This window comes from Pseudomonas sp. FH1 (genome assembly GCF_000510895.2).
Lineage (GTDB): Bacteria > Pseudomonadota > Gammaproteobacteria > Pseudomonadales > Pseudomonadaceae > Aquipseudomonas > Aquipseudomonas azotoformans_A.
Genome location: NZ_AOHM01000129.1, coordinates 1 through 16,081 on the forward strand (window position 1 = coordinate 1; position 16,081 = coordinate 16,081).

General features: G+C 55.0%; 14 protein-coding genes. 1 reads left to right on the forward strand and 13 read right to left on the reverse strand.

What is annotated here, in order from left to right; genetic code table 11:
* Positions 1-115: 115 nt before the first annotated feature.
* A complete protein-coding gene (locus tag H096_RS27715) occupies positions 116-1,090 on the forward strand; it encodes a glycosyltransferase family 4 protein (protein ID WP_156717535.1) in 975 nt (324 codons plus the stop codon).
* A gap of 21 nt (positions 1,091-1,111) precedes the next feature.
* On the opposite strand, the gene H096_RS27720 is transcribed toward H096_RS27715, so the two are convergent.
* The 13 genes from H096_RS27720 to H096_RS27780 form a co-directional block, all read right to left on the reverse strand.
* Positions 1,112-3,112, reverse strand: a complete 2,001-nt coding sequence (locus H096_RS27720) for a nucleoside-diphosphate sugar epimerase/dehydratase (RefSeq protein ID WP_033902511.1) — start codon at positions 3,110-3,112, stop codon at positions 1,112-1,114.
* Positions 3,113-3,197: 85 nt separating this feature from the next.
* The gene (locus H096_RS27725) at positions 3,198-4,214 is read right to left on the reverse strand and encodes a glycosyltransferase family 4 protein (RefSeq protein WP_033902512.1); all 1,017 of its coding nucleotides are present in this window, start codon (positions 4,212-4,214) and stop codon (positions 3,198-3,200) included.
* 116 nt (positions 4,215-4,330) lie between these two features.
* Complete coding sequence (locus H096_RS27730) at positions 4,331-5,287, reverse strand: SDR family oxidoreductase (protein ID WP_033902513.1); 957 nt, start codon at positions 5,285-5,287, stop codon at positions 4,331-4,333.
* Positions 5,284-6,552: a glycosyltransferase family 4 protein gene (locus H096_RS27735; RefSeq protein ID WP_033902514.1), complete on the reverse strand. Its 1,269-nt coding sequence runs from the start codon at positions 6,550-6,552 to the stop codon at positions 5,284-5,286. Before H096_RS27735 ends, H096_RS27730 begins: the two co-directional genes overlap by 4 nt.
* Positions 6,553-7,683 (reverse strand): UDP-N-acetylglucosamine 2-epimerase (non-hydrolyzing), encoded by a 1,131-nt coding sequence (wecB, locus tag H096_RS27740; RefSeq protein ID WP_033902515.1) that lies wholly within the window; start codon positions 7,681-7,683, stop codon positions 6,553-6,555.
* 56 nt (positions 7,684-7,739) lie between these two features.
* The gene (locus tag H096_RS27745) at positions 7,740-8,858 is read right to left on the reverse strand and encodes a capsular polysaccharide biosynthesis protein CapF (protein WP_033902516.1); all 1,119 of its coding nucleotides are present in this window, start codon (positions 8,856-8,858) and stop codon (positions 7,740-7,742) included.
* 3 nt (positions 8,859-8,861) lie between these two features.
* The gene (locus tag H096_RS27750; RefSeq protein WP_033902517.1) at positions 8,862-9,896 is read right to left on the reverse strand and encodes a polysaccharide biosynthesis protein; all 1,035 of its coding nucleotides are present in this window, start codon (positions 9,894-9,896) and stop codon (positions 8,862-8,864) included.
* Positions 9,897-10,232: 336 nt separating this feature from the next.
* Positions 10,233-10,463, reverse strand: a complete 231-nt coding sequence (locus H096_RS27755) for a lipopolysaccharide assembly protein LapA domain-containing protein (protein WP_033902518.1) — start codon at positions 10,461-10,463, stop codon at positions 10,233-10,235.
* 24 nt (positions 10,464-10,487) lie between these two features.
* Positions 10,488-10,784 carry an integration host factor subunit beta gene (ihfB, locus tag H096_RS27760; RefSeq protein WP_003369729.1) on the reverse strand — a complete coding sequence of 99 codons (297 nt, stop codon included), beginning with the start codon at positions 10,782-10,784 and terminating at the stop codon, positions 10,488-10,490.
* Between the two features lie 132 nt (positions 10,785-10,916).
* Entirely contained in the window at positions 10,917-11,201 is a 285-nt protein-coding gene (locus H096_RS27765; RefSeq protein ID WP_033902519.1) for a hypothetical protein, read from the reverse strand.
* Between the two features lie 161 nt (positions 11,202-11,362).
* Entirely contained in the window at positions 11,363-13,057 is a 1,695-nt protein-coding gene (rpsA, locus tag H096_RS27770; protein ID WP_033902520.1) for a 30S ribosomal protein S1, read from the reverse strand.
* A 120-nt stretch (positions 13,058-13,177) separates the two neighbouring features.
* Positions 13,178-13,867, reverse strand: a complete 690-nt coding sequence (gene cmk / locus H096_RS27775; protein WP_033902521.1) for a (d)CMP kinase — start codon at positions 13,865-13,867, stop codon at positions 13,178-13,180.
* The gene (locus H096_RS27780) at positions 13,864-16,074 is read right to left on the reverse strand and encodes a bifunctional prephenate dehydrogenase/3-phosphoshikimate 1-carboxyvinyltransferase (RefSeq protein ID WP_033902522.1); all 2,211 of its coding nucleotides are present in this window, start codon (positions 16,072-16,074) and stop codon (positions 13,864-13,866) included. Before H096_RS27780 ends, cmk begins: the two co-directional genes overlap by 4 nt.
* Positions 16,075-16,081 lie beyond the last annotated feature (7 nt).

Here is a 16,081-nt window from a genome sequence, read left to right on the forward strand (position 1 = left end):
CGGGGGGGCTTGCCTTGGGCAGGGCTGCAGCTTAGGTTGATGACATTGCTCTGAACCCTACCCCTCCGTAAAAATAGGCGGATGGCAAAAGCTGGGCAATTCCTATGTTTATTATTTGCCGCCGGAAAAAGCTAACTACCCTGATATTCGTCAGATAATTAAAAACACGCCTCATGACATTATCTATTTAAATAGCTTTTTCGACACTACATTCACCATTTTGCCGCTTATCTTCAAGCTTTTATCACGCAAAGATACCGCACCGGTAGTGCTCGCGCCGCGAGGTGAATTTTCTCCAGCAGCGCTTAAAATAAAAATGCTTAAGAAAAAATTGTACTTGGCAACATTTAGGTTTTTAAGGCTCGATAGGAACTTAACTTTCCAAGCGTCAAGTCAGTTTGAAGCCGACGATATAAGAACAGGTATATCCGCAGACGAAAAAACAATCAAAATAGCGTCGGACCTTCCCGCCATGCAGTCTTCCTCTCCAGCCGAGCCTGAACCGTTGGTGAGCGTCGAGGGGCATACCGGACTTTTGCGTGTTATTTTTCTATCGCGAATATCTCCGATGAAAAATCTCGACTTTGCTATCGCCGTGCTTGCGAAAACAAAGTGCGATGTTCAGTTCGATATTTTTGGTCCAAAAGAAGACTTGCCTTACTGGCAACATTGCGAACAGCGCCTTGCTTCTCTCCCGAGCAATATCCAATATCAATACTGCGGTACTGTACTGCCGGTAGACGTGAGGAGGAGATTCGCTGAATACGATCTTTTTCTGTTCCCTACCCAAGGGGAGAATTACGGGCATGTGATCGCTGAGTCTATCAGTGCAGGCACACCTGTTCTGTTGAGCGACAGGACCCCGTGGCGGACGCTTGAGAGAGACAATCTAGGGTGGGTATTGCCATTGGATGCGCCTAATGCATTTGCCGAAACAATAGACACTTACTCCAAAACGTCATGGCAGGAAAGACAAGAAAAGCGCACTCATATGCTCAAGTTCTCTGAGCATCACCTGTGCGCTCCCGAATCGATCAGTCAAAATCGCGACTTGTTTTTCGACTTAGTGCGAGAGAGGGATGAGTTCTAAATAGCGCACTTGATGTTGGGATCATGGATCCCGACGTCTACGCTGTTGCTCATGCACCCAATCTACAATTTCACCGTCAGGGGAATAACCGCTGACGGATTCACGCAACAATTTACGTACCAGTGAATAATTGTCGTCGTTCACTGCGCTCATCAATTCTTGCAGTTTCTCCTTGAGCAGGTCCCAAGACAGATAGTCTTCATTCGCACTCATGATCATTGGGTGCCCCGTCGCAACGACGTCATCTCCTATCAAGAGTTCTTCATAAAGCTTTTCGCCCGGACGCAATCCCGTAAACTCGATGGCGATATCTCCGTGAGGGCTTTTATCTGATCGCACACTTAAACCCGATAAGTGGATCATTTTTTCTGCCAGTTCAACTATTTTCACCGGCTCGCCCATGTCCAAGACGAAGACATCCCCGCCCATCCCCATGGACCCGGCTTGAATAACCAGCTGTGCCGCTTCGGGAATAGTCATGAAATACCGAGTTATTTTCGGGTGCGTTACCGTTAAAGGCCCGCCAGATTTAATCTGTTTGTGGAATAGGGGAATTACGGAACCGGACGATCCGAGCACATTGCCGAATCGAACCATCGTGAATCTGGTTTTATTGACCCTGGAAACATTACTGGGATCGCCATAGAGTACAGGCGCGACTTCCTTGCTCAACGCCTGCAACGTCAGCTCAGCGAGCCTCTTGGTACTCCCCATGACGTTAGTCGGTCGAACCGCCTTGTCCGTGGAGATCAATACGAAATTTGCGACACCTGCCTCGAGAGCCGCCTGAGCGGTATTGAGAGTGCCCATGACATTATTGAATATGCCTTCGGCGATATTATGCTCGACCATTGGAACATGCTTGTACGCTGCGGCGTGGTACACGGTGGAGACGCTCCAACGCTTCATCACATCAAGCAGCTTTTCTGGGTGTCGTACCGAGCCTAATATAGGAAGCAATTTTACAGGTCTCGCCTCCCTGGCCACCCGCTGTTCTAATTCAGACAGGATGCTGTAGAGATTGAATTCACTGTGATCAAAAAGAAGCAGTAGCTTGGGACCTGACAACAGAATTTGACGGCACAATTCTGAACCGATAGACCCCCCCGCACCTGTCACCATGACAACCTGGCCTTTGATGCAACGTGAAAGCAAATCCTCTTGGGGTGGAACAGAATCACGACCTAAGAGGTCGGCAATGTCGACCTCTTGAATATCATCAACTTTGACCAAGCCGCTCGCAAGGTCCATGAATCCTGGCACGCTTCGAACATGAAATGGGAAACCTTCCAGGTAACCCAGAATTTCCCGGCGCCTGGCGCGTGAACAAGAAGGAATAGCCAGGAGAACCTCGCCCACACCCGTCTCATCAATCATGCGTTGAATATTTTTCGGCTTATAAACCTGCAATCCAGAAATCACGCGGTCTGCAATGCTGGCGTCATCATCGATAAATGCAACCGGACGCATCCTGCGCCCCATCCGAAGGGCCGCTACCAGTTGGTTGCCCGCGGCACCGGCGCCGTATATCGCAACCTTGGGCAAGCCATCGTCACGATTGGTGAATGGGACATGTTGCGCGGCCGTGAACCAATCACCCAGGAAATACTGACGCATGGCTAGGCGTAGACCGCCAATCATGACCATGCTCAGCCACCAGTAGTTGAATACAATGGAGCGCGGTACGACAGCCTGATGGTTGCTGTATACATAAACGGCAAGCGCTAACACCAAGGCGGAGAGAGTGACCGCCTTGATGATTGTAATTAACGCATCATTTCCGAAGTACCGCATCACCGCGCGATACATGCCAAACCGAACAAACAAAGGAATGGCGATGACTGGCGCGGTAATGAATAACCAAAGATGAACTAGAAATGGATTACTGAGTTCGTCAAAGCCTAAACGAACAACAAACGCCATCCACAAGGCAAACCAGATCAACAGGATGTCTGTGACGACCTGAAGAAAACGCTTTTGCCGGCGCGACATCCCCAGCAGGTATGCTCTTATCTTGTCCATAGCCCCTTTGATTACCTCTGTCCCTGCATTCAACTTAATAAACCGCCATGCACTAGCATATCTATACAACTGCAGCCTGACCCCATTATGCGGTTTTTTCCAGTTCGCCCGCATGAAACTTAAGGGCCAGGAGCACCAACGGTACATACGCTATCAGCAGCCCACCTGCCCCGCTGAAGCCCATTCCAACGCACAGTGCGATTGGAAGTAGCCAAAACAGATTGATTGCCGTCACAGCCAGCGTAACCGGCAAATGACGTCCGGCCTTTCTAGCCGCGTACTGATAGGCATGGCTGCGGTGTGCTTCGTAGATTTTATCTCCTCGGAGCAGTCGCCGCCCCAGGGTGAAAGTCGCATCGACGATGAAGACGCCTAGCAAGATCAACCACACCCAGAGCAACTCGCTGGCGGCCCAGGCGGCCTGCAAGGAAAGCACGCCCATCACGATGCCGATAAAGCCGCTGCCGGCGTCGCCCATGAAGATGCGCGCTGGCGGGAAATTCCAGTATAGGAAACCGATTACGGCAACCGCCAGGACGACTGGCGGCAAGATGATCTGGTCGTGGCCAGTGAGCCAATACACCAGGCTAGCCCCCAGGCATACACTGACTGCCTCAACACTGGCGATTCCATCTATGCCGTCCATGAAGTTGTAGAGATTGAGTACCCAGACCAAGTACACGGCGGCCAATAAGTGCCCAAGCCAGCCAAGGTCCAGATCAAACCCCATCAATTCAATGGTCGGCAATCCACCCATCCAGAAAAGCGCCCATCCCGCAGAAGAAAAGTGCGCCAAAAGCCGCCAACGCGCGGCCACATGACCGTGGTCGTCCAGAAAACCGATCAGGGCAATCAATGCGCCACTACCGAGCAACGGCACGGCATCAGACCACTGCATCATCCCGGCGGATGCCAGCAGCGCCAATGCCGCGAGATAGGCGAGCACTACGGAGACGCCCCCTCCCCTTGGCGTGGGCACCGAGTGCGAGCTACGGCCATTGGGTATATCCATCAGGCTACGCGACAGTGCATAGCGCCGTAGCACCCATGTCAGTAAGAACGATGCAATCAGCACCGCGGTGAGCACCACAAAGATGGCCATTAGAGATTTAGTTCCTAAAACAGAATTCGTGCAAACCGCGCTCCGAGCAGCGTCTTGCCAATTCAATCGATAGAATTCGTACAGCCGCTGACGGGTCTTCTGGACCCATCGTCACGTCAAGGCCGCAAAAAATGCTGGGCGGTGTTCGACAAGGCTTGATCAACGCTAACGGGCGCAACCCAGCCAAGCAGTCGTTGGGTTTTGCCGATATCGACCTGCAATGAGCCACACAGACGCTGGGACAGTGCCTTGCGTCCCAGCAGTGATGCGCCGGACTGGAGTAACCATGCAGGCACCGGTATCAATCGCGCGGGGACATCCAGAGCGACCGCCATTCTACGCAACAATTGGGTCGTCGAAAGATCCTCTCCGTCACTCACCAGGAAGGTTTCATTGGCAGCCGACGGATGCTCCACACAGGTGACAATGAGGTCCACGAGGTTATCCAAAGCCACCAGACTGCGTTGGTTGTTGATCGCGCCAAAAGGCAAAGGAACGCCTTTGTTCAACCAGCGCATCATGCTGAGAAAATTGGCTTTCACGCCTGGCCCATAGACCAGCGTTGGCCGAATAATGACAACTTCCATGCCGGTTTGAGCAGCTAACAGCCGCAGAGCCTGCTCGGCTTCCATTTTGGAAACGCCATAGGGATCTGCCGGGGCTGGCTCTGCATCTGCCGTGTAGGGCGCGCCCAGGGCTGTACCCTCGCCATTGACCTTGATGGAGCTGACGAATACGAACCGTTTTACCCCCGCCTCAGCGGCCTGCCTGGCGAGCTGCAACGTACCTTCAACATTGACTTTGCGAAATTCGGCCAATGGGTCTGCGCTGGTATCACTCATCACGTGCACACGGGCTGCGCAGTGAATGACGACCGCACATCCGGCGACAGCCTCGTTCCAGTCGGTCAACGCGTCGATTGAATTGACCTGAACCAGCTTTACTTTTTCTGGCACGTCAAGCCAAGCCTTACGCACTGCGATCACGGATTCAAACTGAGAATCCTGTCGCAGCTTCTCCAGCACAGCCCGACCGACAAAGCCTGAAGCGCCGGTCAATAATACTTTTTTCATCGACGATCTCTGCGCCTCAGGGTGGCCTTTCTGAATAGCGCCTCAAGGCGATCAAACAAGGTCACTTTGGAAAAATGCTCAAGATAATAGTCGCGGCCCGAGCGGCCCATTTTTTCGAGTTCTGGCGCCGACAAACCGCCCATGGTACGCACGATGTCTGCCAGCCCCGATGCATCGCCAGAGCCACACGCCATGCCGGCACCCGACTCAACGACAACCCTGGCTGCTTCACCATCAATCATCGCGATAATCGGCTTGCCCGATGCCAGATAAGCCTGAACCTTACCAGGAATGGTCTTTTCGAATACTTCATTGGTTTTGAGCGAAACCAGTAAGGCGTCAGCAACGGCGAAGAGTGCCGGCATTTTTTCCAAAGGATGCCGTCCCAACAAAAGGACATTGTCCAACTGATGCTCCGTTACGTGCGCCTTCAACCAATCACTGGCCCGACCATCGCCGACGATCACCCAGCGCACTGGCAAGTCTCGCTCCAGGGCCTTGGCTGCTTGCAGGATCGCTGGGAAATCCTGAGCCTCTCCGAGATTGCCGGCGAAAACTATAGTAAAGACTGAATCGTCACGCTGGAGCAGGTCAGAAGCGACCCTCACATCACCGGAAAAGTCATCTTCAGCCCAACTGGGGAAGTACACCAGCCGGTCGCTCGATATGGATCGGGTGCAGTACTTTCTGACATTCTCGTCAAAAGAGCGCGATTGCAGCAGCAGATAGTCGGTCCGGTTGTAGATCCAGGACACCATCTTGCCTACGAGCCCAAGCAGTTTCGGATGTTTGACAATACCTACCGCACTCAGTGTTTCAGGCCACAAATCAAGGACCCAGACAAACACCGGCGCCTTCTTTAGACGGCCAATCACGATCGCAGGGATCGCGGCCATGATCGGGGATACGGCGTAGACAAAGATCGAATCGAACGACTGACCACGTAACTTGTAGCTGCCAATCGTCGATGCGCTGGTAAAAAATGAAAGGTAATTCAAGGCCAGCGTGATGCTGCGCTTGCGCCTTGCCAACATCGGAACGCGGATGACGTTTGCGCCCTGATAGTGTGAGAACCGTGCTGGATCCTGCAAAAAGTCTGCATACACCTGCCCTTCCGGGTAGTTGGGCAATCCTGTCAACACAGTCACTTCGTGGCCTTTGGCAACAAAGCCTTCGACCATGTTGTTGATTCGCATGTTCTCTGGCCAAAAATACTGGGTAACTACCAGAATCTTGAGCGGTTTTTCCTGGGCGATGCTATTCAATCAGTATTGCTTCCATACAGTGCGCATGACGTAATCGCGATAGCTGTGGATGATCCTCACAACCTTCTCGGCCACGTTCGGCATGCCGTAATCCGTCACCAGCCGCAGTGTACGTTCTTCACCGACCGCCTGGCTTTCCAGCAGCTCAAGGCCTTGCATGGCACGTTCGACTTCCAGGCCGACCATCATCACTGCCGCCTCTTCCATACCTTCCGGACGCTCGTGCGCTTCACGCAGGTTCAGCGCTGGGAAATTAAGGATGGACGACTCTTCATTGATTGTCCCGCTATCGGACAGCACTGCCTTGGACGTCAACTGAAGCTTGTTGTAATCCTTGAAACCCAGGGGCTTGAGCAACTGCACATTTTTGTGAAACGTCACTCCCATGGCATCTACACGCTTCTGGGTGCGCGGATGCGTTGTCACGATTACCGGGAGATCGTAATGGGCAGCAACGGTATTCAATACGTCGACGAGTTTGAGGAAGTTCTTGTCGGAGTCGATATTCTCTTCACGGTGGGCGCTGACGACAAAGAACTTGCCCGCTTCCAGACCGAGACGCGCCAGTACGTCTGAAGCTTCAATCCCCTCACGGTAGTAATTGAGCACCTCAAACATCGGGCTACCGGTCTTGATGACCATGTCCGGCGGCAAGCCTTCACGCAACAGGTAATCACGCGCGATCGTGCTGTAGGTGAGGTTGATGTCTGCCGTATGGTCGACAATGCGGCGATTGATCTCTTCCGGCACGCGCATATCGAAGCAGCGGTTACCAGCCTCCATATGAAAAGTAGGGATCTTGCGACGCTTGGCCGGAATGACTGCCATGCAACTGTTGGTATCACCCAATACCAGCAATGCCTCTGGCTTTTCTTCTTCAAGTACGCGGTCCACAGCAATGATCACATTACCGATGGTTTGCGCCCCGCTGGCACCTGCTGCATTGAGGAAATGATCGGGCTTGCGGATGCCAAGATCCAGAAAGAAGATCTCGTTCAGCTCGTAATCGTAATTCTGCCCGGTATGCACCAGGACATGCTCACAGTGCTTGTCCAGCGCTGCCATGACCCGTGACAAACGGATAATTTCCGGACGAGTGCCTACGACGGTGACCACTTTCAACTTTTTCATTTCAACACTCTTTCCAGAATCATAAGCGTAGGGACTTGCCCCGGTTTGCATCAGGCTCAGGCGTGAGTCCCAACCGGTAATGCAAAAGTATCCGGACGTTCACGATCAAAAATTTCGTTGGCCCACAGCATAACGATCATCTCATCATCACCGACGTTCGTAATATCGTGGGTCCAGCCTGGCACTGTTTCTACAATGCGTGGTTGCTCGCCCTGGGTGAACAACTCGTAGAACTCACCCGACACAATATGGCGGAAGCGGAAGCAGGCATTGCCTTTGATGACCAGGAACTTCTCGGTTTTACTGTGATGGTAATGTCCACCGCGCGTAATTCCAGGATGAGCAGTGAAATAAGAAAACTGCCCACTGTCCTTGGTCTTCAGCATTTCGACAAATACGCCGCGCGGGTCGCCGTACTTCGGGACCTCATAGGTGAACTGCTCGACAGGCAAGTAACTCACGTAAGTCGAATACAGCGCACGCACCAGTCCAGTACCTACCGGCTCGCTGATCAGCGTGGCGCGACTCTCGTGGAATGCGTGCAATTGATCCGCCAACTCCCCCACCGTCACGCGGTACACGGGTCGAACTTCATTGACCGCGTCGATGGACACTCCGGCATCCATCGCCACAATGAAAGATTCGATGACATCATCGATGTAGACCAGGCTGACTTCAGCTTGCCGATCATTAACCTGAATCGGTAATCCCCGCGTGATGTTGTGGCAAAAAGTCGCCACAGCGGAGTTGTAATCGGGCCGTGCCCACTTACCGAACACATTCGGCAAGCGCAGTACATGAACCGTGGAGCCGTGGCTAAGGTGCAAGTCTTCCAATAGCTGCTCGGCAGCCCGCTTGCTGACCCCGTAGGGATTGTCGCGTTCGGCCTGAATCGAGGAGGTATATAAGACGGGTATGGGCTTGCCACTCGCCTTGATCGCGTCACAAAGCGCGGATGTCAGGTCCGTGTTGCCCACCTTGAATTCGTCCTGAGACTGCGGTCGATTGACCCCGGCCAAGTGAAAAACAAAGTCAGTATCGGCCACCATCGAAGGCAATTGGGCGAGGCTGTTTTCCCGGGTAAAGGGCACAACCTGTATATCCTTTCGCTCACTCAAGTGCGCAATCAGGTTTTTGCCAACAAAACCGTTGGCCCCGGTGATCAATACCTTCATGACTCACTCCTCCGGCGTAGCATGTTCGCCACGCTGGATAGCCTGCATGAAATCGAGCTTGAGCAAGAGACGCTGCATGCCAGCCACATCCAACCTTTCGGTGTTATGGGAGTTGTAGTCTTCAGTTCGAGAGATTTTTTCTTCGCCCAGCTCCACGAACTTGGAGTAGTTCAGGTCGCGCAAATCTGGAGGCACACGGTAGTAGTCACCCTTGTCTTCGGCGCACGCCATCTCTTCACGACTGAGGAGTGCTTCAAACAGCTTCTCACCGTGTCGAGTGCCGATGACTTGTATCGGATGCTCAGGCTTGCCAACCATCGCGGTGAGTGCCTTGGCGAGGATCTCGACTGTAGCCGCCGGCGCTTTTTGCACGAAGAGATCGCCATTGCGACCGTGCTCGAACGCATACAACACCAGGTCCACGGCATCCGCGAGTGTCATCATGAAACGCGTCATGTTCGGGTCGGTCAGGGTCAATGCCTGATCCGCTCGAATCTGCTCGATAAACAAAGGAATCACAGAACCACGGGAAGCCATGACGTTACCGTAGCGAGTACCGCAGATGACGGTTTTTTCGTCATCCACATTGCGGGACTTGGCAACCATCACCTTTTCCATCATCGCCTTGGATATGCCCATGGCATTGATAGGGTAGACCGCCTTGTCGGTGCTCAGGCATACCACACGCTTAACGGTGTTCTGAATGGCGGCTTCGAGCACATTCTCAGTGCCGATGATATTGGTCTTGACCGCTTCCATCGGGTGAAACTCACAGGAAGGAACCTGCTTGAGCGCTGCGGCGTGAAAAATATAGTCAACACCGCGGGTGGCGTTAAGGACACTTTGATAGTCGCGAACATCGCCAATATAGAATTTCAGCTTGGGGTTGGCGTAACGCTTGCGCATATCATCTTGCTTCTTCTCATCTCGACTGAAGATGCGAATTTCAGCAATATCACTGTCGAGGAAGCGTTTAAGAACCGCATTACCGAAAGAGCCGGTACCGCCAGTGATAAGAAGCGTTTTTCCGCTAAACATAATAGGTCCTAGAGCAACCCGCACAGCACGACAAGCTTTTAGCCGGCCACTCACCTCAAAACCTGCTGACCAACATAACCTACTCGCCCCCGGCATTGGCTCGGAGGTCGAGAGGCTCAAGGAAAACGTCGAAGCTGGCTGGCATGCAGGCTGAAAAATCAGCTATGTGTGGTGCAGTTAAAGATGAAGGGGTTGAAATTGATCACTATTTTAAGCCCTGCACCCTCAAAGTCAAAAGCGATCACGGATACGTGACGTCCAGCCACCTGCCACAGGGCGACTGGTATCTGAATCCCCCAGGCAAGACGGGGGAGCGCTGGCAGCGCTTGGCAACGGCTAGCTCTTCAAACCCGAACGATTACGCCCGAGCAACAGGCTCAATGCAGGCCCGACAGCTAAACCAGCGATCAACGCCAGTGTCACGAACACTGATACTGGAAACTCAGCCGTGGTCCAGCCGAGAAAAGATAATGACGCAGCTTGTTGGTTCTCCAGCACAAAGGCCACTACAACCAGAGCCAATAACAGGACGAACACTGCCAATAAAACGCGCTTGAATCTAAGCATGATCTTCTCCGAGGCGAAATTGAATCAAAGCCCCTCTTCTTCATCCTCATTCACCCGATCCCGCAATTCCTTCCCCGGCTTGAAATGAGGGACGAATTTGCCATCGAGGCTCACCGATTGCCCGGTCTTCGGGTTACGGCCCACGCGGGGTGCGCGGTAGTGGAGGGAGAAGCTGCCGAACCCGCGGATCTCAATGCGATCTCCGGTGGCCAGGCATTGGGACATTTGTTCGAGCATGGTCTTGATGGCCAGCTCTACATCCTTGGATGAAAGCAGCCCTTGATGGGTGACAATTCGTTCGATCAACTCCGACTTCGTCATATTTTTCCCTTCTTTTTCAAGCAGCTAGGAAAAGCGCTTCGAAGGTTTTAGCATGACTTGATGTATTTGAACAGCCCAGTCGGTAACTTATCCGCAGGATAAATGGCGAACTGCTATAGGGCGTTTGCCGCCTCAATTACAGATCACCAACATCGTGCGGGTTACAGCGCCGGCGGGGTTCCAGCCGAAGAGGTAATCGCCCTCTTCGTCCTTGGCATCGCTGGACCGGGTGATCACCTTGTAGCCCTGCATCTTGCATTCACGGGCGGCGCGGCTCTCACACTTGTCCCAGTGATTGCCCAGGCCCGAACAATCGATCTCGATGCCGCTGACGCCGCGTCGAGCATGGGTCTTGGCGCTGGTGGTGCTACAACCTGCCAGCATCACCACTATGAGCATTACGATCAGCCTGTTCATTCAGATCCTTATTGAAGCAACAACACGAGAACCATTTTTCTAAAGACTATAGTCAGTTCTGACCCTTCAAGGGCCACGATGGTTCTGAGGGGTTGATTCAACGAATTTCAGGCACAAAAAAGGGCGACCGAAGTCGCCCTTTTTCTATGGTCTGACAGAACTTAGTTCTGTTTTTCCATTTGTGCACGCAGCAGGTCGCCCAGAGTGGTAGGACCAGCAGCAATGTCAGAGGTCGCTGGCTTGTCGCGCAGGCTCTGGATTGCTTCTTTCTCTTCAGCATCGTCTTTCGACTTGATGGAGAGCTGGATTACGCGGCTCTTGCGGTCAACGCTGATGATCTTGGCTTCTACTTCTTCGCCTTCTTTCAGAACGTTGCGCGCGTCTTCAACGCGGTCACGGCTGATTTCGGAGGCTTTCAGAGTCGCTTCGATATCGTCGGCCAGAGTGATGATGGCGCCTTTAGCGTCAACTTCTTTCACGATGCCCTTAACGATTGCGCCTTTGTCGTTGTCCTGAACGTATTCAGAGAACGGGTCGCTTTCCAGTTGCTTGATACCCAGGGAGATACGCTCGCGCTCTGGGTCAACCGACAGGATAACGGTGTCCAGCTCGTCGCCCTTCTTGAAACGACGAACAGCTTCTTCGCCCACTTCATTCCAGGAGATGTCGGACAGGTGAACCAGGCCGTCGATGCCGCCGTCCAGACCAATGAAGATACCGAAATCGGTGATCGACTTGATGGTGCCGGAGATTTTATCGCCCTTGTTGAACTGGCCAGAGAAATCTTCCCATGGGTTAGATTTGCACTGCTTGATGCCCAGGGAGATACGACGACGCTCTTCGTCGATGTCCAGAACCATAACTTCCACTTCGTCGCCGACTTGTACGACTTTCGAAGGGTGGATGTTTTTGTTGGTCCAGTCCATTTCGGAAACGTGTACCAGGCCTTCCACGCCTTCTTCCAGCTCAGCGAAGCAGCCGTAGTCGGTCAGGTTGGTAACACGCGCGGTTACGCGAGTGCTTTCTGGGTAACGGGCTTTGATAGCAACCCATGGATCTTCACCCAGTTGCTTCAGGCCCAGGGAAACACGGTTGCGCTCGCGATCGTATTTCAGAACCTTGACATCGATCTCGTCGCCAACGTTGACGATTTCGGAAGGATGCTTGATACGCTTCCAAGCCATGTCGGTAATGTGCAGCAGGCCATCGACGCCACCCAGATCGACGAATGCGCCGTAATCGGTGAGGTTCTTGACGATACCTTTGACTTGTTGGCCTTCCTGCAGGGATTCCAGCAGAGCTTCACGCTCGGCGGAGTTCTCTGCTTCCAGGACGCTGCGACGGGAAACGACAACGTTGTTGCGCTTCTGGTCGAGTTTGATGACCTTGAATTCGAGTTCTTTGCCTTCCAGGTGCGTGGTGTCGCGCACAGGACGAACGTCGACCAAAGAACCTGGCAGGAACGCACGGATGCCGTTAACGTCGACAGTGAAGCCGCCTTTAACCTTACCGTTGATAACGCCCTTGACCACTTCTTCAGCTGCGAAGGCTGCTTCGAGAACAATCCAGCATTCAGCGCGCTTGGCTTTTTCACGGGACAGCTTGGTTTCACCGAAACCGTCTTCAACCGAGTCCAGAGCAACGTGAACTTCGTCACCGACATTGATAGTCAGGTCACCAGCATCGTTGTAGAACTGTTCCAGCGGGATCAGAGCTTCAGACTTCAGACCAGCGTGAACGGTTACCCAGCGAGCTTGGTAATCGATATCAACGATAACACCGGTGATGATGGAGCCTGCCTGAAGGTTCAGGGTTTTTAGGCTTTCTTCAAAGAGTTCCGCAAAGCTTTCGCTCATTTTAATTCCTGTTGATAAGGGCGAAGAATACGCCCATCTCCACACCCCAGACGGTGTGGGTCAATTTCAGTTAAAAGAAGCCACCGCAGGACTATGACTGGTCCCCTGCGGCCTTCTTGATCATCCGGCGATATCGCGGATGGCGATTTCGCTCAAGATGCGTTCCAGCACCTGCTCGATGGACAACTCCGTGGAATCCAGCTGTATGGCATCAGCCGCCGGCTTGAGCGGGGCTACTGCGCGCTGGGTATCACGCTCATCGCGTGCACGGATCTCATCTAGCAGACTCGACAGACTAACACCATCCACTTTGCCCTTCAACTGCAAGTAACGGCGGCGAGCACGCTCCTCGGCGCTGGCGGTCAGGAAAATCTTCAGCGGCGCCTCGGGAAACACTACGGTTCCCATGTCGCGGCCGTCAGCCACCAGGCCCGGCGGCTCCTGGAAAGCCCGCTGGCGCAGCAGCAATGCGTCACGCACCGCCGGCAGCGCGGCAACCTGGGATGCCCAGGACCCGACTTGTTCGTTGCGCAAGTCATCGGTCACGTCATCGCCTTCAAGGATGATGCGCTGGGGATGACCTTCCGTCGCGCCGACGAACTGCACATCCAGATGCGCCGCCAGCAGCTTCAGGGATTCTTCGTTGGTCAGGTCGACGCCATGGTTGCGTGCGGCAAACGCCAGCAGGCGGTACAGCGCGCCGGAGTCCAGCAGACACCAGCCCAGGCGCTTGGCCAGGATGCCGGCGATCGTGCCTTTGCCCGAGCCGCTTGGCCCGTCGATGGTAATCACCGGTGCTTTGATATTCACAATTGAGCCTCTTGGGCAACACGGATGCCGACTTGGGCACACAGTGTAAGAAAGTTCGGAAAAGACGTAGCTACGTTGGCGCAGTCACGGATACGAATCGGCGCCGCCGCCCGTAGGGAAGCCACGCTGAACGCCATGGCAATCCGATGATCGCCATGGGCATGGACGTCGCCACCTCCCATCGGCCCGCCGTCAATGATAATCCCATCGGGGGTCGGTTCACACTTCACGCCCAGGGCCAGCAGACCGTCGGCCATGACCTGGATCCGGTCGGACTCTTTCACGCGCAGCTCTTCGGCCCCCCGCAGGACGGTTCGCCCCTCGGCACACGCCGCCGCAACGAACAGCACCGGAAACTCGTCGATCGCCAACGGCACCAGCGCTTCAGGGATCTCGATACCCTTCAACACCGCAGCACGCACGCGCAGGTCAGCGACCGGCTCACCGCCCACTTCACGCGGGTTTTCCAGGGTGATATCGGCGCCCATCAGCCGCAGGATATCGATCACCCCGGTGCGCGTCGGGTTGATCCCGACATGCTCGAGCAGCAGTTCGGAGCCCTCGGCGATCGAAGCGGCCACCAGGAAAAACGCCGAGGAAGAAATATCCCCCGGCACTTCAATGTGGGTCGCCATCAGCGCATGACCGGACTCCACCGACGCTGTCGCGCCCTCCACCGCCACTGGATAGCCAAACCCACGCAACATGCGCTCGGTGTGGTCGCGGGTTGGCGCAGGCTCGGTCACCGAGGTTTTGCCCTCAGCGTACAATCCAGCCAGCAGCAGGCAGGATTTGACCTGGGCACTCGCCATTGGCATCGCGTAAGCAAGGCCCTTCAATGCCTGGCCGCCTCGAATGGTCAGCGGCGGACGCCCCTCGGCGCCGGTTTCGATCACCGCACCCATCTCCCGCAAGGGCTTGGCCACGCGGCTCATCGGACGCTTGGACAGCGACGCATCGCCGGTCAATACGCTGTCAAAGCGCTGCGCCGCCAGCAACCCGGACAACAGGCGCATGGAGGTACCAGAGTTACCAAGGTAAATCGGCCCCGGCGCGGCCTTCAAGCCGTGCAGCCCGACACCGTGAATGGTCACGCGCCCGTGATGCGGGCCCTCGATCACCACGCCCATGTCGCGAAACGCCTGCAAGGTCGCCAGCGCATCCTCGCCTTCGAGAAACCCTTCGATCTCGGTCACGCCCTCGGCCAACGACCCCAGCATGATCGAGCGATGGGAGATCGACTTGTCGCCGGGCATCCGCAGGCTGCCGCTCAAGCGGCCGCCCGGGCTGGCGAGAAAGGTCAACTCATCGGCATCCGCAGCGGTTTCCATGTAAGCCCGGCGCGCCAGGATCTTGCTGAAATGTTCACGCGCCACCCGCGCACGGGTGAACACGCCCAGCAATTGATGACCATCCCCGGCGTCCACCGCATCGCGCAGCGCGTCGAGGTCGCTGCGAAAAGTGTCCAGAGTGCGCAACACCGCCTCGCGATTGGCGAGGAAGATGTCGTGCCACATCACCGGGTCGCTGCCGGCAATCCGCGTGAAATCACGGAAGCCACCGGCGGCGTAGCGGAAAATATCGAGATTCTCGTTGCGCTTGGCCAAGGAGTCCACCAAGCCAAAGGCCAGCAAATGCGGCAAATGACTGGTCGCCGCCAACACTTCGTCGTGGCGCTCGACCTGCATGTGCTCGACATCCGCGCCCAACTCGCGCCAGAGGCGATCCACCACCGCCAGCGCGGCCGGCTCGGTCTGCTCCAGCGGCGTCAAAATCACTTTATGGCGACGGAACAGTTGCGCATTGGACGCTTCCACGCCGCTCTGCTCGGAACCGGCAATCGGGTGCCCCGGCACGAAACGCGCCGGCATGCCGCCGAAAGCCCGTTGCGCGGCGCGCACCACATTGCCCTTGGCACTGCCGACATCCGTGAGGATTGCCCGACCCAGATCCATCCCGGCCAGCAACGCCAGCAACTTCTCCATGGCCAGGATCGGCACGGCGAGCTGGATCACATCAGCGCCCTGGCACGCGAGCGCCAGGTCTGCCTCGCAACGATCGACGACGCCCAGCTCAACGGCCAGCTGGCGCGACTGCGGATCCAGGTCTACGCCGACCACTTCACCACACAGCCCGCTTTCACGCAGGCCCTTGGCGAAGGAGCCGCCGATCAACCCCAGGCCGACCACCACCAGGCGACCGATCATAGGCACA

What these genes read in the sequence shown, in the direction of transcription:
- H096_RS27720 (WP_033902511.1), bottom strand. Translation starts at nt 3,112, where the DNA reads ATGGACAAGATAAGAGCATACCTGCTGGGGATGTCGCGCCGGCAAAAG.
- H096_RS27725 (WP_033902512.1), bottom strand. Translation starts at nt 4,214, where the DNA reads ATGGCCATCTTTGTGGTGCTCACCGCGGTGCTGATTGCATCGTTCTTA.
- H096_RS27730 (WP_033902513.1), bottom strand. Translation starts at nt 5,287, where the DNA reads ATGAAAAAAGTATTATTGACCGGCGCTTCAGGCTTTGTCGGTCGGGCT.
- wecB (WP_033902515.1), bottom strand. Translation starts at nt 7,683, where the DNA reads ATGAAAAAGTTGAAAGTGGTCACCGTCGTAGGCACTCGTCCGGAAATT.
- H096_RS27745 (WP_033902516.1), bottom strand. Translation starts at nt 8,858, where the DNA reads ATGAAGGTATTGATCACCGGGGCCAACGGTTTTGTTGGCAAAAACCTG.
- H096_RS27750 (WP_033902517.1), bottom strand. Translation starts at nt 9,896, where the DNA reads ATGTTTAGCGGAAAAACGCTTCTTATCACTGGCGGTACCGGCTCTTTC.
- H096_RS27755 (WP_033902518.1), bottom strand. Translation starts at nt 10,463, where the DNA reads ATGCTTAGATTCAAGCGCGTTTTATTGGCAGTGTTCGTCCTGTTATTG.
- ihfB (WP_003369729.1), bottom strand. Translation starts at nt 10,784, where the DNA reads ATGACGAAGTCGGAGTTGATCGAACGAATTGTCACCCATCAAGGGCTG.
- H096_RS27765 (WP_033902519.1), bottom strand. Translation starts at nt 11,201, where the DNA reads ATGAACAGGCTGATCGTAATGCTCATAGTGGTGATGCTGGCAGGTTGT.
- rpsA (WP_033902520.1), bottom strand. Translation starts at nt 13,057, where the DNA reads ATGAGCGAAAGCTTTGCGGAACTCTTTGAAGAAAGCCTAAAAACCCTG.
- H096_RS27780 (WP_033902522.1), bottom strand. Translation starts at nt 16,074, where the DNA reads ATGATCGGTCGCCTGGTGGTGGTCGGCCTGGGGTTGATCGGCGGCTCC.